General features: G+C 71.0%; 14 protein-coding genes, 4 tRNA genes and 1 pseudogene. 8 read left to right on the top strand and 11 right to left on the bottom strand.

Annotated features, from left to right (window positions below):
- Window positions 1-30: 30 nt before the first annotated feature.
- Both Q2K20_RS07745 and Q2K20_RS07750 read right to left on the bottom strand, forming a co-directional pair.
- On the bottom strand, window positions 31-1,269 hold the full coding sequence (locus Q2K20_RS07745) for an HRDC domain-containing protein (RefSeq protein WP_159147776.1): 1,239 nt from the start codon (window positions 1,267-1,269) through the stop codon (window positions 31-33).
- Window positions 1,266-1,853, bottom strand: coding sequence for a DUF3000 domain-containing protein (locus tag Q2K20_RS07750; protein ID WP_159147774.1), 588 nt, complete (start codon window positions 1,851-1,853; stop codon window positions 1,266-1,268). The genes Q2K20_RS07745 and Q2K20_RS07750 overlap by 4 nt, the downstream gene beginning before the upstream one ends.
- 98 nt (window positions 1,854-1,951) lie before the next feature.
- Here Q2K20_RS07750 and hemE point away from each other — a divergent pair, with 98 nt between their 5' ends.
- Genes hemE through hemQ form a run of 3 tightly spaced genes read left to right on the top strand, consistent with a single transcriptional unit; the run spans window position 1,952 to window position 5,157 of the window.
- Window positions 1,952-3,073, top strand: coding sequence for a uroporphyrinogen decarboxylase (gene hemE / locus Q2K20_RS07755; RefSeq protein WP_390890239.1), 1,122 nt, complete (start codon window positions 1,952-1,954; stop codon window positions 3,071-3,073).
- A gap of 2 nt (window positions 3,074-3,075) precedes the next feature.
- Window positions 3,076-4,458, top strand: coding sequence for a protoporphyrinogen oxidase (hemG, locus tag Q2K20_RS07760; RefSeq protein WP_269501418.1), 1,383 nt, complete (start codon window positions 3,076-3,078; stop codon window positions 4,456-4,458).
- A 3-nt stretch (window positions 4,459-4,461) separates the two neighbouring features.
- Window positions 4,462-5,157, top strand: a complete 696-nt coding sequence (gene hemQ / locus Q2K20_RS07765; RefSeq protein ID WP_069389059.1) for a hydrogen peroxide-dependent heme synthase — start codon at window positions 4,462-4,464, stop codon at window positions 5,155-5,157.
- 104 nt (window positions 5,158-5,261) lie between these two features.
- Here the strand turns inward: hemQ and msrB are convergent, their stop codons facing one another.
- From msrB to Q2K20_RS07785, 4 genes are read right to left on the bottom strand one after another with little or no spacing between them, the layout of a single operon-like run.
- Entirely contained in the window at window positions 5,262-5,696 is a 435-nt protein-coding gene (gene msrB / locus Q2K20_RS07770; protein WP_069389058.1) for a peptide-methionine (R)-S-oxide reductase MsrB, read from the bottom strand.
- A gap of 9 nt (window positions 5,697-5,705) precedes the next feature.
- The gene (locus Q2K20_RS07775; RefSeq protein WP_235027790.1) at window positions 5,706-6,902 is read right to left on the bottom strand and encodes a glycosyltransferase family 87 protein; all 1,197 of its coding nucleotides are present in this window, start codon (window positions 6,900-6,902) and stop codon (window positions 5,706-5,708) included.
- A 53-nt stretch (window positions 6,903-6,955) separates the two neighbouring features.
- Window positions 6,956-8,497 (bottom strand): alpha/beta fold hydrolase, encoded by a 1,542-nt coding sequence (locus tag Q2K20_RS07780; protein ID WP_269501422.1) that lies wholly within the window; start codon window positions 8,495-8,497, stop codon window positions 6,956-6,958.
- Complete coding sequence (locus Q2K20_RS07785) at window positions 8,494-9,234, bottom strand: dihydrofolate reductase family protein (protein WP_194307194.1); 741 nt, start codon at window positions 9,232-9,234, stop codon at window positions 8,494-8,496. Before Q2K20_RS07785 ends, Q2K20_RS07780 begins: the two co-directional genes overlap by 4 nt.
- Window positions 9,235-9,291: 57 nt before the next feature.
- On the opposite strand from Q2K20_RS07785, the gene zapE reads away from it, so the two are divergent.
- A complete protein-coding gene (gene zapE, locus Q2K20_RS07790) occupies window positions 9,292-10,308 on the top strand; it encodes a cell division protein ZapE (RefSeq protein WP_069388412.1) in 1,017 nt (338 codons plus the stop codon).
- A 14-nt stretch (window positions 10,309-10,322) separates the two neighbouring features.
- Here the strand turns inward: zapE and Q2K20_RS07795 are convergent, their stop codons facing one another.
- The 5 genes from Q2K20_RS07795 to Q2K20_RS07815 all read right to left on the bottom strand — a co-directional run bounded on the left by Q2K20_RS07795 (window position 10,323) and on the right by Q2K20_RS07815 (window position 11,514).
- Window positions 10,323-10,856, bottom strand: coding sequence for a GNAT family N-acetyltransferase (locus tag Q2K20_RS07795; RefSeq protein WP_269501423.1), 534 nt, complete (start codon window positions 10,854-10,856; stop codon window positions 10,323-10,325).
- A gap of 23 nt (window positions 10,857-10,879) precedes the next feature.
- Window positions 10,880-11,110 (bottom strand): hypothetical protein, encoded by a 231-nt coding sequence (locus Q2K20_RS07800; RefSeq protein WP_119192974.1) that lies wholly within the window; start codon window positions 11,108-11,110, stop codon window positions 10,880-10,882.
- Window positions 11,111-11,215: 105 nt separating this feature from the next.
- Window positions 11,216-11,290: transfer RNA gene (locus Q2K20_RS07805), tRNA-Val, on the bottom strand.
- A 28-nt stretch (window positions 11,291-11,318) separates the two neighbouring features.
- Window positions 11,319-11,392: transfer RNA gene (locus Q2K20_RS07810), tRNA-Cys, on the bottom strand.
- Between the two features lie 49 nt (window positions 11,393-11,441).
- Window positions 11,442-11,514, bottom strand: a tRNA-Gly gene (locus Q2K20_RS07815).
- A 422-nt stretch (window positions 11,515-11,936) separates the two neighbouring features.
- On the opposite strand from Q2K20_RS07815, the gene Q2K20_RS07820 reads away from it, so the two are divergent.
- From Q2K20_RS07820 to Q2K20_RS07835, 4 genes and pseudogenes are all read left to right on the top strand, one after another.
- Window positions 11,937-12,011: transfer RNA gene (locus tag Q2K20_RS07820), tRNA-Val, on the top strand.
- Between the two features lie 307 nt (window positions 12,012-12,318).
- A pseudogene (locus tag Q2K20_RS07825) lies at window positions 12,319-12,654 on the top strand (multicopper oxidase domain-containing protein); the annotation flags it as partial.
- A gap of 6 nt (window positions 12,655-12,660) precedes the next feature.
- The gene (locus Q2K20_RS07830; protein ID WP_119192976.1) at window positions 12,661-13,020 is read left to right on the top strand and encodes a plastocyanin/azurin family copper-binding protein; all 360 of its coding nucleotides are present in this window, start codon (window positions 12,661-12,663) and stop codon (window positions 13,018-13,020) included.
- A complete protein-coding gene (locus Q2K20_RS07835; RefSeq protein ID WP_159147820.1) occupies window positions 13,017-13,379 on the top strand; it encodes a hypothetical protein in 363 nt (120 codons plus the stop codon). The genes Q2K20_RS07830 and Q2K20_RS07835 overlap by 4 nt, the downstream gene beginning before the upstream one ends.
- Window positions 13,380-13,504 lie beyond the last annotated feature (125 nt).

Genomic DNA, 13,504 nt, shown 5'->3' on the forward strand with positions numbered 1-13,504 from the left:
GCGGCGCCGGCCGGTGCCGGTGGCCCGGACTCAGGAATCCGCGCGGAAGCTCCGCACCGCCTCGAGCAGGGGGTCGGTGGCCAGTTCGATCTGCCAGGCACGGGCGCTCTCGGTGAGCAGGACGTCGTGGAGCAGTTCCGCGTCGTCCCCGGACCGGGTCGTCGCCGCGCGCCACACCCACAGTCTCAGCGTCGAGGGTTTGAGCAGGAGCCCGGGCTCCAGACCCAGGTCGTCGGCGAGTGCGCCGATCCGTTCGCGGGCGATCTCGAGCAACTCCGCGGCCTCGGGCTCGTTGCGCTTCCACGACGCGTGCGGCGGATGCTCGGCGGGCGGCCCCTGCCGGGAGGGCAGGTCGGCCCGCCCCAGCCCGTCGGCCCACTCGAGGGCGGCGAGCCATTCCCCGACGAGCCGTCGGCGGTGAGGTCCGTCGAACCCCTCGATCGCCAGCAGTGCGGTTCTGTTCGTCGGCCCCACCCTGGCGGCCTCCACGATCGCCGCGTCACCGAGGAGCCGCTTGGGGGCGATGTCCCGCTCGGCCGCGACCCGGTCCCGGGCCATCCACAACTCCCTGGCGCGCGCCAGTTGCCGGCCGTCGCGCAGGCTCGACAGCCGGGACAGTCGACGCCAGGGGTCCGGCGCGGCAGGTGCCGGGCCCGACTCCACCAGGTACCGACACTCCGCCTCGAACCACTCACGGCGGCCGAGCTCGTCGAGCCGCGGCAGGACCTCGTCCGCCAGTTCGTGCAGGAACAGCACGTCATAGGCTGCGTAGTCCAACCACGCCGCCGGCAACGGGCGACGAGACCAGTCGGCGGCGGAGTGCGCCTTGGCCAGGCCGATCCCGAGGTGCTCCGAGATCATCGCCCCGAGGTTGACCCGCTCGGTGCCGAGGAAACGTCCGGCCAGCTCGGTGTCGACGAGCGAGGTCGGCGAGACCCCCAGCTCACGCAGCGACGGGAGGTCCTGACTCGCGGCGTGGAGCAGCAGGGGGCGGGTCGACAGGACGTCGGCGAGGGAGCCGATGGTCCGACCCGGGGTCTCCGGGTCCACGAGCAGGGCGGGGCCGGTGGGGGCGCGGAGTTGCAGGAGGAAGGCCCGGTCGGCATACCGGATCCCCGAAGCGCGTTCGACGTCGACCGCGACGGGGCCGGGCGAGGACCGCAGGGCGTCGGCGACCGCCTCGATGGCGGGGAGGGCGTCGACGAACTCGTACTCGGCCGGGGGTGGCTGTGCCCCGGGCGGGGTCTCGCCGCGGCGGCGCCCGCTCACGACCGCCGGTGCAGGGAGGTCACGCCGACGGGGGGGAGGCCGGCGGCCAGGGCGAGCGTCGTGCAGAAGGCGGACGCGTGGCCGGTCAGGTCGGGCTCGAGGGCGGTCCAGGACGCGCGCAGCTCGAGCTGGTGGGACTGGGGAGGACCGGCGATGTCGCCGTAGCGGACGGAGGCGGTGCTGGTCACGGTGCCACCGAGCGAGGTGTACGGCCCGGCCTGATCGCCGAGGGCCTCGGTGAGCCAGCTCCACGCCACCTGGGGCAGGAGCGGGTCACCTGCCAGCGAGGCCTCCATGTCGGCCTGGATGTAGGCCACGAGTCGGAGGGTGCCGTTCCACGCGTCGTCCCCGGAGGGGTCGTGCAGGAGGATGAGACGGCCGAAGGCGTCGCCGTCGGAGAATTCCGGCACGTCGTCGCCGGAGGGCGGGATGATCTCGACACCGAGCGCGTGACTGTAGGGCGCCAGTCGCTGCGGCGGGCGGATCGGGCCGACCGAGATCTCGGGGCGGACCTCGAGTCGCGACAGCGACTCGACCGCCTCCCGGAAGACCTCGGGCTCGCCGTCATTGACCGATGTACTCACGGGTCGTCACGCTAGCGACCGCCCCGGCGTGCCCCGAGGAGGCGCGCCGTCGCCTACCCGGGTGGGCTGACCGGTCGCAGCGGCGGCGTCATGGGACGATGGGGGGCGTGTTGAACTCTGATGCGTCCTCGACCTCCCGTTCCACCGACCCCGCCACCGGTGCCGCCGCAGGCCGCCGCGCCGGGACCGGCCCGTACCTCGACGAGGTGACCGGAGTCGGCGGCGCCCACACGCCGGTGTGGTTCATGCGCCAGGCGGGCCGCTCGCTCCCGGAGTACAAGAAGGTCCGCGCCGGGTCCACCATGCTGGAGGCCTGTTTCGACCCGGCGATGACGTGTGAGATCACCCTGCAGCCGGTCCGTCGCCACGGGGTGGACGCCGCGATCTTCTTCTCCGACATCGTCATCCCGTTGGCCGCGGCCGGGGTGGACATCGACATCGTGCCCGGGACCGGGCCCGTGGTGGCGGAGCCGATCCGGGACGAGGCCGGTGTCGCCGCCCTGCCCGAGCTCACCCCGGACCGCCTCGAGAAGATCGAGGAGGCCGTGCGGCTGGTCGTGGCCGAACTCGACCCGCAGGTGGCGCTCATCGGCTTCGCCGGGGCCCCCTTCACCCTGGCGTCCTACCTCATCGAGGGCGGCCCGAGCCGCAACCACGAGCACACCAAGTCACTGATGTACTCGCGGCCCGACGTGTGGAACGCGCTCATGGCCAAGCTGGCGGACCTGACCACGGTGTTCCTGCGCGCGCAGATCGCTGCCGGAGTGGACGCCGTCCAGCTCTTCGATTCGTGGGCGGGCGCGCTCAGCCTGCGGGACTACCGGTCGCTGGTACTCCCGCACTCGACCCGCATCTTCGCCGACGAGATCATCACGACGGTTCCGCGCACGCACTTCGGCGTGGGCACCGGCGAGCTGCTCGGGGCGATGGGCGAGGCCGGCCCGGAGGTCGTCGGCGTGGACTGGCGCATCCCCCTGGACGACGCGGCCGGGCGGGCGCCGGGCAAGGTCCTGCAGGGCAATCTCGACCCCGCGATGCTCTTCGCGGACCGGTCGGCGCTGGACGGCGAGGTCCGCCGCATCCTCGACGAGGGCCAGCGGGCCCGCGACCTCGGCGCACGCGGCCACGTGTTCAACCTCGGCCACGGTGTCCTGCCCACCACCGACCCGGGTGCGGTGACCCACGTGGTGGAGCTCATCCACGAGCTGACCGGGAAGTGACGGTGGGCCCTCGCGTGGCCGTGGTGGGCGGCGGGCTCAGCGGGCTGACGGCCGCCTATCAGCTCTCGCGCGAGCTGCCGGACGCCCACATCACCGTCCTCGAGGCCTCGGACCGGCCGGGCGGGGCACTCCACACCGTCGACTTCCCGTCCGGTCCGATGGAGCTCGGCGCCGAGGCCTTCATCGGCCGCCGACCCGAGGCGAGCGACCTCGTCGCCGAACTCGGCCTGACCGGGTCGCTGCGTCATCCCGGGCCGCTCGGACCGGCGATCCTCACCGGGGGTCGGATGGTGCCCATGCCCGTCGGCACGTTGATGGGTCTGCCGTCCGACGTCGGGGCGTTGGCGGACGTGCTGAGCCCGCGGGAGCGCGCTGCGGCCGCTCGGGAGGTAGACCTGCCGCTGGACTGGGAGCCGGGCGGTGACGTCTCGCTCGGCTCGTTGGTCTCCGAACGGTTCGGGCACGCGGTCGTCGCCCGGCTCGTCGACCCCATGCTCGGGGGCGTGTACGCAGCCCCCAGTACCGGGCTCGGGCTGCGGCAGGTGATCCCGGGGCTGGCGCAGGCGTTGGACCGCGGCGCTCCCAGCCTCACGGCCGCCGCGCGGGAGCTCGTCGCGCACCGCGTGCCGGGCCCGGTGTTCGCCACCCTCGACGGGGGTTACCGGCTCCTCGTGGACGCCCTCGTCCGGGCCTCCGGTGCCGTGATACGTACACACGCCACCTGCACCGCCCTCCACCGGGACGGTTCGGGCTACTCGTTGGCGGTCGCCGGCGACCGCGGGTCGTGGTCCGAGGAGGCGGACCTCGTCGTCGTCGCCGTCCCCGTTCCCCACGCCGCCCCGCTCCTCGAGGGCGCCGGGGGTCTCGACGCCGCGACCAGTGGCCTGTCCGCGATCCGGACGGCCTCCTCGGCCGTCGTCGCACTGGAGGTCGACCGGTCCCTGGACCTCCCGGAGCGGTCGGGGGTCCTGGTGGCGACCGACGAACCGGTGCCGTTCAAGGCGATGACCCTCACCAGTCGCAAGTGGCCCCACCTCGACACCCGGCCCGGGCACCTGGTCAGGGTGTCGTTCGGGAGGATCGACGACGACGAGGTGCTCGCCGCCGACGACGCCACCCTCACCCGCATGGCCGAATCCGCGCTGGGGGGACTGTGCGGCTCCGCGCCGACGGTCCTGCACTCGCGGGTGCGCCGCTGGTCCGACGCCCTCGCCGAGATCGGTCCCGGACACGACACGCGGATCTCGGGCGTGCGCGCCGAACTGGCCGAGCGGCTGCCCGGCGTGGAGCTCGTCGGCGGCGCGACCGAGGGCGTGGGGGTACCCGCCTGTATCGGCTCGGCGCGGGCCGCGGCCCGGCGACTCGCCTCGGGGTGGCAGGATTGAGCCATGGCACGCCTTGACTACAAGAAACTCAACTCGACCCTGCGCTACCTGATGTTCTCCGTCTTCACGGTGACGCCGGGGCAGCTCGGGGAGGACCGGGACGCGGTCGCCGCGGACCTGGAGGAGTTCCTCGCCCGCTACGACGGCACCGACGTGGTGGTCCGGGGTCTCTACGACATCTCGGGCCTGCGCGCCGAGGCCGACTTCATGATCTGGACCCACTCCGAGCACATCGAGGACCTACAGCGGTTCTACAACGAGTTCCGGCGCACCACCCTCCTGGGCCGGGCCAGCACCGCCTACTGGTCCAACACCGCGCTGCACCGCCCCGCGGAGTTCAACAAGAGCCACATTCCGGCGTTCCTCGCCGAGGAGGAGCCGGGGGCGTACGTCTCGGTGTACCCGTTCGTGCGCTCCTACGAGTGGTACCTGCTCCCCGACGAGGAGCGGCGCCAGATCCTCGCCCAGCACGGCCGCGCCGCCCGCGAGTACCCGGACGTCCGCGCCAACACCGTGCCGTCCTTCACGCTGGGGGACTACGAGTGGATCCTCGCCTTCGAGGCCCCGCAGCTCGACCGGATCGTCGACCTGATGCGCGAGATGCGGGCGACCGAGGCCCGCCGCCACGTGCGCGAGGAGATCCCGTTCTTCACCGGACCGCGCGTCACCGCCGGGCAGCTGGCGGCATCGATGCCCTGAGGTTCACCGCGCGCCGACAGCTCGACTTGACGCGAGAGAGGGCCGACCGGGAGCAGTCCCGGTCGGCCCTCTCGTCTCTGTGGGCCGGATGCGGCCGGTCGAGTTCAGCTCTCGGCCGGCTCCAGCGTCATGCTCAGGGAGTTGATGCAGTACCGCAGGTCGGTGGGGGTGCCGTAGCCCTCCCCGGCGAACACGTGCCCCAGGTGACCGTGGCAGTTCGCGCAGATCACCTCGGTGCGCGTCATGCCGAGCGAGGAATCCGTGCGCTCGATGACGGCGCCGCCGGCCAGCGGCGTGAAGAACGAGGGCCACCCGCAGTTGGATTCGAACTTGGCGTCGCTGCGGAACAGTTCGGCACCGCATCCGCGGCAGCGGTACACGCCCTCGGTCTTGGTGTCGTTGTACTCACCGGTGAAGGGACGCTCGGTGCCGGCCTGCCGCAGGACCTGGTACTCCTCCGGGCTGAGTCGACGACGCCACTCGGTGTCGTCCAGCGTGAAGTCCGGCTGGGGGGTGTGGGTATCGGTGGGCTCGCTCATGCCCGCAGGCTACGCCGACGCGGCGGCCGGTGCGATCCGCTCGTGCCGGCGGGGGTCGCTGCGGCGCCACAGCAGCACCACGAGCACGGTGGCCAGCAGCAGCAACCATCCCAGGGTCGGGTGCGCGAACTCGAGTAGCCGCCCGTAGTAGGGCCAGCGCGCCGACTCCCAGAAGTCGAGGGTGAAGAACCCGTACGCGGCGAGCCACGCCGGCCAGTTGCGGACCAACGACTTGTCCAGCACCACCGTGAGCATGATCGGGATGAGCATCATCGAGTAGTACATCTGGCCGAGGGTGGAGACGAGGAACACACCGGCGAGCACGACCCCGGAGGTGGTGGCCAACCACAGCACCTCGTGGTTGTGGCGGTAGTCCATCAGCAGCCACACGGCGACGAGGGTGGCCACCACGACCAGGATGCGGGCCACCAGGATGACCGGCTCGGGTACGCCGTAGTACAGGCCCATCCCGGCGATCGAGCTGTTGTAGTAGTCGCGGACCTCGCCCATGTAGGTGAGTGTGGTGTCGAGGTAACTGCGGGCGTCGACGGTGAGGGCCCACCCCGCGGCCATGGTGACGGCGGGGATCGCGGCCGCGGTGACGAACGGCTGCCACTGCTTGCGGATGAGAGGCAGCACGAGCAGCGGAGCGAGCATCGGTTTGACGGCCAGGGACAGGCCGATGGCCACGCCGGCCCACCAGAGGCGCCGTCGGTGCAGCAGGTAGAGGAACGCCACCTGGCACAGGAAGATCACGCCGTTGACGTTGGTGAATACCAGCGTGTTGGTGACCGCCTCGGTGCAGAACGCCGCCAGCAGGATGGCGGGGGCGGCGAACGAGCGGACGTCGAGGTCGAACAGCCGCATGAGCAGCCACAGCGCCGCGATGATCGCGGCGGTGTTGATTCCGATGAACAGCCAGCGCGCCAGCGTGTAGTTGTCGATCAGGCCGAACGGGGCGAGGACGAACGTCCCGCTGGGGGCGTAGAGATAGTGCGGTTGCACCGTCAGCAGGTTCTCGACGTACACCGGCTCACCTGCCAGGAAACGCCTGGTGGCGGCGTAGACGGTGCCGAAGTCGTTCGTGATGGATCCGTTGACGGCCTTGATCAGGACGCGGTGGATGACGGTCATGATCGCCAGCGGCCACAACACGTGGGTGAGGACGCGGGGCACGGTCGACGTGCTTCGGGTGGGCAGCGGCACGACTCGCAGGGTACCGCCTGGCCTCCCGCGTCCCGGTGAGGCACCCCGGCCGGTCAGGACGGGCAGGCCGTGGACTGCTCAGCGGCATCCGGGTCGTCGAGGAAATCGACGACCGCGCCCCGGGCGCATCCGGAGTGCAGGATCACCTGTGCGCCCGGGGCGCCCCAGGTGACGATCCGCACGTCGGTGGCCCCGGCGGCGCTGAGGGCCCCGGCGGTGGGTTCGAGTGCGGCGGCACCGGCCCGGGGGTCGGCGATCCCTCCGACCAGGAGTACCGGCGTCTCGGCGGGAACGGAGACCGGAGACTGCCCGGGCACGGGCCAGGTGGAGCAGGCGGAGAGCTGCGCGGCGATGATCTCCCCGAACGGCGGGGTCTGCTCCCATTCGGCCCGCAGTTCCCCGACACGGTTGACCGGGACGCGGCGCGACAGGTCGGAGCATCCGGCCACGTACGGCAGCGACGTCCCGGCCAGTTCGGCGGCGCGGTCACGGACGCTGCCCGGGGTGTCCTCGGGGGCGGCGGCCGCGAGGTCGCCCAGGATGACGTCGCCTGGGGAGGCGTCGGCAGCGGAGGCGCCGGACAGGTCCGCCAACGCCGACCGGACCACGTCGGACAGCAACGCCGCCGGGACCGCCACGCCGGGTTCGCGGGCGCGGTCGAGCGCGCGGGTCACGGCCTCGACCTTCTCGTCGGCGTCGCCGGGTCCGCACTCGGTCCGGGTGCACGAGGCGGCCCACAGGCGCAGCGCCGCGTCGGAGCCGTCGAGGGCGGCGCGGGCCGCGGCCTCCTGGTCCCCGTCGGCGGGGGCGGGGGAGTCGAGCACGAGCAGGGAGAGGCGACCCGGGTGTGCGCCGGCGTACGCGAGGGCGGTGCGGGCCCCGGTCCCGATCCCCATCACGGCGAGCCCGGGCACGTCCCACTGCTGGCGAAGACGTTCGAGGTCCTCGGCGGCGCCGGCGGAGCCGAAGTCCAGTTCGCGGCCCTGGAGCTGGTCCGTGCAGGACTGTGAGGTGTCGGCGAGGTCGCCGCGCAGTTCGGGCGAATCGGGGTCGGTGCCCCGGTCCGCGAGTCCGTCGAGGGTGCGGCGGGCCGGGAAGGTCAGGCACGTGCCGGCCGGGCCGGTCCGTCCGCGGTAGTCCACGACGACCAGCGGTCGGGTGTCAATGAGTTCGGGGCCGGACGAGGCGAGTCGGGAGGCGAGGGTGTCGGCCGGTGTCTCGGGACCGGCGACGACGACGAGGGGCGCCGCGTCGTCGGGTGTCCCCGTCGCGGTGAGCCGCAGGACGGGGGTCTCCCCGAGGAGGGAACACTCCACGGCGGCGCCCTCCGGTATCCCGCCGGTCCGGCCGTCGGGACACGGGACCCAGGTGAGGTTGCTGCGCGGCGCGAGCCAGTCGGGTCGGTCGGCGGTCTCGGCCGCCTCGCCACCGCCGGAGGATCCCCCGGGGCCGTCGCCGGTCGCCAGGCGCGGCCCCGTCGCGGGCAGGGGCGCACACCCGGCGATCGTCACCGCCAGGGCCGCCAGCCCCACGCCGAGTGCCCGTACGTGCCGGTGCCGCGTGACCGCGCGTGTTCCCGCTCGACGGTTCCTCACCCGTCGGCCCCGGTGACGACCCAGCGGGTGTAGAGCCCGCCGCGGGGGCACGTGAAGGCCGCGGCGACGCGCAGCGGAACCCGGGTGGCGTCGGTTCCGACGGCCAGTCGCGAGTCGTCGCCGCCGACGATGATCTCGGGGGCGACCGACAGGACGAGTTCGTCGATCGCGCCCTCGCGCAACAACGTCCCGAGCAGCTGCGGACCGCCCTCGAACGTCACCTCGGAGGCCCCGAAGTGTGTGGCGAGGGAACGGACGGAGGTGCGCAGTGGACCCGGATCGAGCACGTGCACCGTGACACCCCGCTCCCGGGCGGCCTCGAGTCGGTCGCCGGGCACTCCGTGGGCGGCGACCACCTGCAGTCCGTCGCCGGCGTCGGCGCAGTGCTCGATGAGCGCGTCGCCCAGCGCGCGGGTGAACACCAGGACGACGGGCGGGGGACCGGGTCGTCTGTCCGCCCACACGGCGGCGGTCCGGGCGGGGCCGTACCCCTCGGCCAGAACGGTGCCCGAGCCCACCAGGATCAGGTCGGCCCGGGCCCGCATGGCGTCGTAGACCAGCCGGTCCGTCGGGGTCCCCAGCCCGCCGCTGCGGCCGTCCACGGTGGTCGTGCCGTCGACCGAGGAGATCATCACCGCGCGGATGCACGGCACGGGCAGACCCGGTTCGGGGTCCAGCGCCGCCCACAAGGCCTCGAGGGCGGCGGGGTCGTCGTCGATCACGGTGGGCCGTGTCATGCGCACCGGGGACTCCTTCCGTTCTGACGCCGGGTGTCCCCACGATAGGCTCTGCCCATGGTCGCTCGCCTCGTTGACGTCACCCCGGTGGTTCCTGCCGATCAGCTCGTGGCACAGATGGTTCCCCCGTCGATGTTCGACGATGTCAGTTTCGACTCCTACATCCCGGACCCGGCCGAGCCCTCGCAGGCCGCCGCGGTCAAGGCGTGTCGCGAGTTCGCCGAGTCCGTGGTGGCCCGTCGCACTCCCAAGAAGGGGCTGTTCGGCCGGCGACCGAAGGCGGTGCAGGGGACCGGTATCTATCTCGACGGCGGCTTCGGGGTGGGCAAGACCCACCTGCTGACGTCGATTTACCACAATTGCCCCGAGCCCAAGGCGTTCGGGACGTTCGTCGAGCTGACCCACGTCGTGGGTGCTCTCGGCTTCAACCGGGCCGTCGAGGAGCTCTCCGGGCACTCCGTCCTGTGCATCGACGAGTTCGAGCTCGACGATCCGGGCGACACCATGCTGGTGTCTAGACTGCTCGCGGAGCTCACCACCGCCGGTGTCAGCGTCGCGGCCACTTCCAACACGCTGCCGGAGCAGCTGGGGGAGGGACGGTTCGCGGCCAAGGACTTCATGCGGGAGATCCGCAAGATGTCGGGGATCTTCGAGTCGATCCGGGTCGACGGCCCGGACTACCGGCACCGTAACCTGCCCCCCGCCCCGGACCCGATGGACGACAGCGGACTCGAGGCCGAGGCCGAGGCGGTGGAGGGTGCCACGCTCGACGACTTCGACGCCCTGTGCGAGCACCTGTCGACCCTTCACCCGTCCAAGTACAACCGCCTCGTCGACGGCGTCACGCGGGTCTGCCTCAGCGGGGTCAAGCCGCTGCCGGATCAGTCGATCGCCCTTCGTCTCGTCGTCCTCGCCGACCGGCTCTATGACGCGGGGATTCCCGTGCGCAACTCCGGCGACAAACTGGACGCGATCTTCACCGACGAGATGATCGCCGGCGGCTACCGCAAGAAGTACCTTCGTGCCACTTCCCGACTCCTGGCGCTGTCCCGGTTCGAGACCGTCGGCGGCTGACCGGCAGGCCCCTCTCAAAGCGCCAGTTCGTACACGACGTCGGTGTTGGCGACCCCTCCGACGTCGAAGGTCCGGTTCCCGCGTGGTTCGAAACCACGCTTGACGTAGAACCTGCGGGCTCGGGCGTTGGCGACGTTGGTGGCCAGCCAGATGCTCCGCGTGCCCGCCGCTCTGCACCGTCGGCACACCTCGTCGAGCATGTCCGACGCGATCCCTCCGCCGTGGTGGTCGGGATCCACATAGAACTTGCTGACCCCGGTCGTGGGTCGGTGAATCACCTGTCCAGCGCAGCCCGGGTCCATCTTGGTCCCGGCGATCAGCAGGATGTACCCGACCATCTCACCGTCGTCGCCCCGGGCCACCAGGACCTCGTGGCCCGGCGTGACGAGGTGAGCTCTGAACGCCTCCGGGCCGAGGTGCTCGGCGATGAAGGCCCTGATCTCGACCGGCCCCAGTTCGGGAGGGCACGCCAGCGGGAACGTCCGGGCCGACAAGGCCGAGACGGCGTCGATATCGGCCACCGAGGCGTCACTGAGTCGGGCGGTCACCCCACGAGCCTATAAGGCGCCGTTCAGGCGTGCAGGTGCAGGCTCTCGCCCGTCCGTGCCCCTCTGATGACGAGTTTCTCCGCGTCGTCGCCGCCACCGAGGATGAGCGTGAGCTCGAATTCATCGGTTCCCGTGCGCTGCAGATCAGCGAGGACACCGGTGGTGTGCCGGAAGTCGACGACGCGGCCGCGCATGGTCGCGATGTCGGCTTGGTCGATCGTCGTCGAATGGTGGAGGTGGGGCATCGCGGACATACCATCATGATCAGTGACCGACGTCACGTCGGGAGTACGTTCCGGTACCGAACGAGCGACAGTCCGCGAAACGACGAACGCCCCGGCCGGAGCCGGGGCGTTGTGTGGTGCGCGATACTGGGATTGAACCAGTGACCTCTTCCGTGTCAGGGAAGCGCTCTCCCGCTGAGCTAATCGCGCGGGTTTCCCGTCCGGACGTATCCGGACGTGGAGGTGGAGACGGGAATCGAACCCGTGTTGACGGCTTTGCAGGCCGCTGCCTCACCACTCGGCCACTCCACCGCAAAGGTATCGAGCCTGGTGAGGACGTCCTGGCTCCTCGATCCCTCCGAGCGGATGACGGGATTCGAACCCGCGACCCTCACCTTGGCAAGGTGATGCGCTACCAGCTGCGCCACATCCGCATCGCTCCCCGGCTCGCTGTTGCTCACCGCGTTGCGAGAATGAACATTAGCCGACGACGTTCGCGGAAGACAAATCCGGGGTCGGAAATGCCCGCTGAACTGGCCAGGAGCCCGATAGAGTTTCCGCACCACCAGCCCCGCCGGCCCCGCCCGCACCGCAGTTGCGGCCGTGGGCAACCCGGCTGGCCGGGGCCTGCCTGACCGCCCGAGTTTCGCGACCGGGTCAGCGCCGGAATGGACCGACGACGACGCGCACCGAGGTGCCGCTAGTGCAGCGCGGAGCAGACCATGGTGGAGGAGCGCGAGTCGGAGCGCCCGGACGGGAAACGGGAGCCCACACCGCCCCGTCGGGACCCGAATTGGGCGTGGGCACCGGGCTTGCTAGAGTATTGCGGGTGCCCGGGAGAGAAGCCGGGCGACGAGGTCCTATAGCTCAGTGGAAGAGCGCTCCGTTCACACCGGAGAGGTCACTGGTTCGAACCCAGTTAGGACCACCACCCGACGAACCCCGCTCTCCGTCTACCGGAGCGCGGGGTTTCGTCATTTCCTCATCGTTGCCGGTTCGCGATAGCTGTAGAGCACCCTCGCCGCCTCCCGGGCTGGCCGCGTCCAGGTTCGAGCGTGCCCTAGACGAACGTAGAGGTTTGGTAGTAAAAGCAGCCTCATTCGGAAATCTCGCCGAAACAGTACAGCCATAGCGTTCCTTCCGTGCTGCCGCACAAGGCCCTCGACGAGGGTCATCGTCGTAGGAAGGAACGCTAATGACGGGAATGTTCGTCTCCGCAGTCGTCGGGATCGTCGGCGGACCGGACGTACCGACTCGAACTCATCGAGTCGCCGTCCGACTACGTCTGGGGGATCGCCGGCCCGGACGTCGGGAAGATCTTCATGCGAACGGGCGAGCGGATCCGGATCGAGATGACCAACTCCACCTCGATGTGGCACCCGATGCACCTGCACGGGCACACCTTCGGCGTCCCGGAGCACGGGAGACTGCGGCGCGACACCGTGATCATCCACCCGGGCCAGAGTCTCGCGTTCGAGTTCGACGCCGACAATCCCGGCGCCTGGATGTTCCACTGCCACAACGCGTATCACCTGGACGCCGGGATGACCACCAACTTCTACTACGAGAGGTGACACTCGATGTTGCGCAACACCACCAAGCTCGCCGCCATGGCGACGTCCGCCCTCCTCCTCACCGCCGGGTGCTCGTCCGGTGACGTGGGGGCGGGGGCCGCGACCGGCACCACGGTCCAGGTCCGGGTGCTGGACATGAAGTTCGATCCCGCGGTCGTCACCATCTCCCCGGGAGACACCGTGGAGTGGGTCTGGGAGGCATCCCTGCCCCACGACGTCGCGTCGATGGAGGGAGCACCGGTCGCCTTCGCCTCCGAGCTGCAGACCTCCGGCACCTATGCGCAGACCTTCGAGACCGCGGGCGTCTACGACTACACCTGCACCCCGCATCCGCAGATGACCGGACAGGTCATCGTGGAGGGATGAGGCCCGTCACCCGTAGGGGGCGGGCGGGAACCTCCCCGAACCCGGTCCTCGCGTCGGTCACCGCAGTCGCGCTACTCGTGACCGGGTGCGGGTCTCCCCCCGAGCCCGCCAGGGTCACGGTGCGCAACGTCGCCTTCGACCCCAGAGAGCTGCACGTGGTCGCCGGCGATGAGGTCGCCTGGTTCTTCGACGACGGCGGGACCTACCACGACGTGGTCGTCGAAGGACTCGACGGCAACGCCGGCTTCCGGGCAGAGGGGGAGCACCGCATGGTCTTCCCCGAACCGGGCATCTACCGGGTGACCTGCTCGATCCACCCCCAGATGGTGGGCTCCGTGGTCGTGAGACCACCCGCCTGACCCTCGTCCCACCCCACCGATCCACTACCACACCACCAGTACGAGGAGGAACACCATGACAATCACACCCACCACGGCACCGCACCTCGCGGGAGCCACCGTCCCGCCCGACGGGGAGACCCGGT

Origin of the sequence: Dietzia sp. IN118 (genome assembly GCF_032905965.1) — a bacterium.
Lineage (GTDB): Bacteria > Actinomycetota > Actinomycetes > Mycobacteriales > Mycobacteriaceae > Dietzia > Dietzia kunjamensis.

What these genes read in the sequence shown, in the direction of transcription:
- hemE (WP_390890239.1), top strand. Translation starts at nt 1,952, where the DNA reads ATGGGGGGCGTGTTGAACTCTGATGCGTCCTCGACCTCCCGTTCCACC.
- hemQ (WP_069389059.1), top strand. Translation starts at nt 4,462, where the DNA reads ATGGCACGCCTTGACTACAAGAAACTCAACTCGACCCTGCGCTACCTG.
- msrB (WP_069389058.1), bottom strand. Translation starts at nt 5,696, where the DNA reads ATGAGCGAGCCCACCGATACCCACACCCCCCAGCCGGACTTCACGCTG.
- Q2K20_RS07785 (WP_194307194.1), bottom strand. Translation starts at nt 9,234, where the DNA reads ATGACACGGCCCACCGTGATCGACGACGACCCCGCCGCCCTCGAGGCC.
- zapE (WP_069388412.1), top strand. Translation starts at nt 9,292, where the DNA reads ATGGTCGCTCGCCTCGTTGACGTCACCCCGGTGGTTCCTGCCGATCAG.
- Q2K20_RS07800 (WP_119192974.1), bottom strand. Translation starts at nt 11,110, where the DNA reads ATGTCCGCGATGCCCCACCTCCACCATTCGACGACGATCGACCAAGCC.
- Q2K20_RS07830 (WP_119192976.1), top strand. Translation starts at nt 12,661, where the DNA reads ATGTTGCGCAACACCACCAAGCTCGCCGCCATGGCGACGTCCGCCCTC.
- Q2K20_RS07835 (WP_159147820.1), top strand. Translation starts at nt 13,017, where the DNA reads ATGAGGCCCGTCACCCGTAGGGGGCGGGCGGGAACCTCCCCGAACCCG.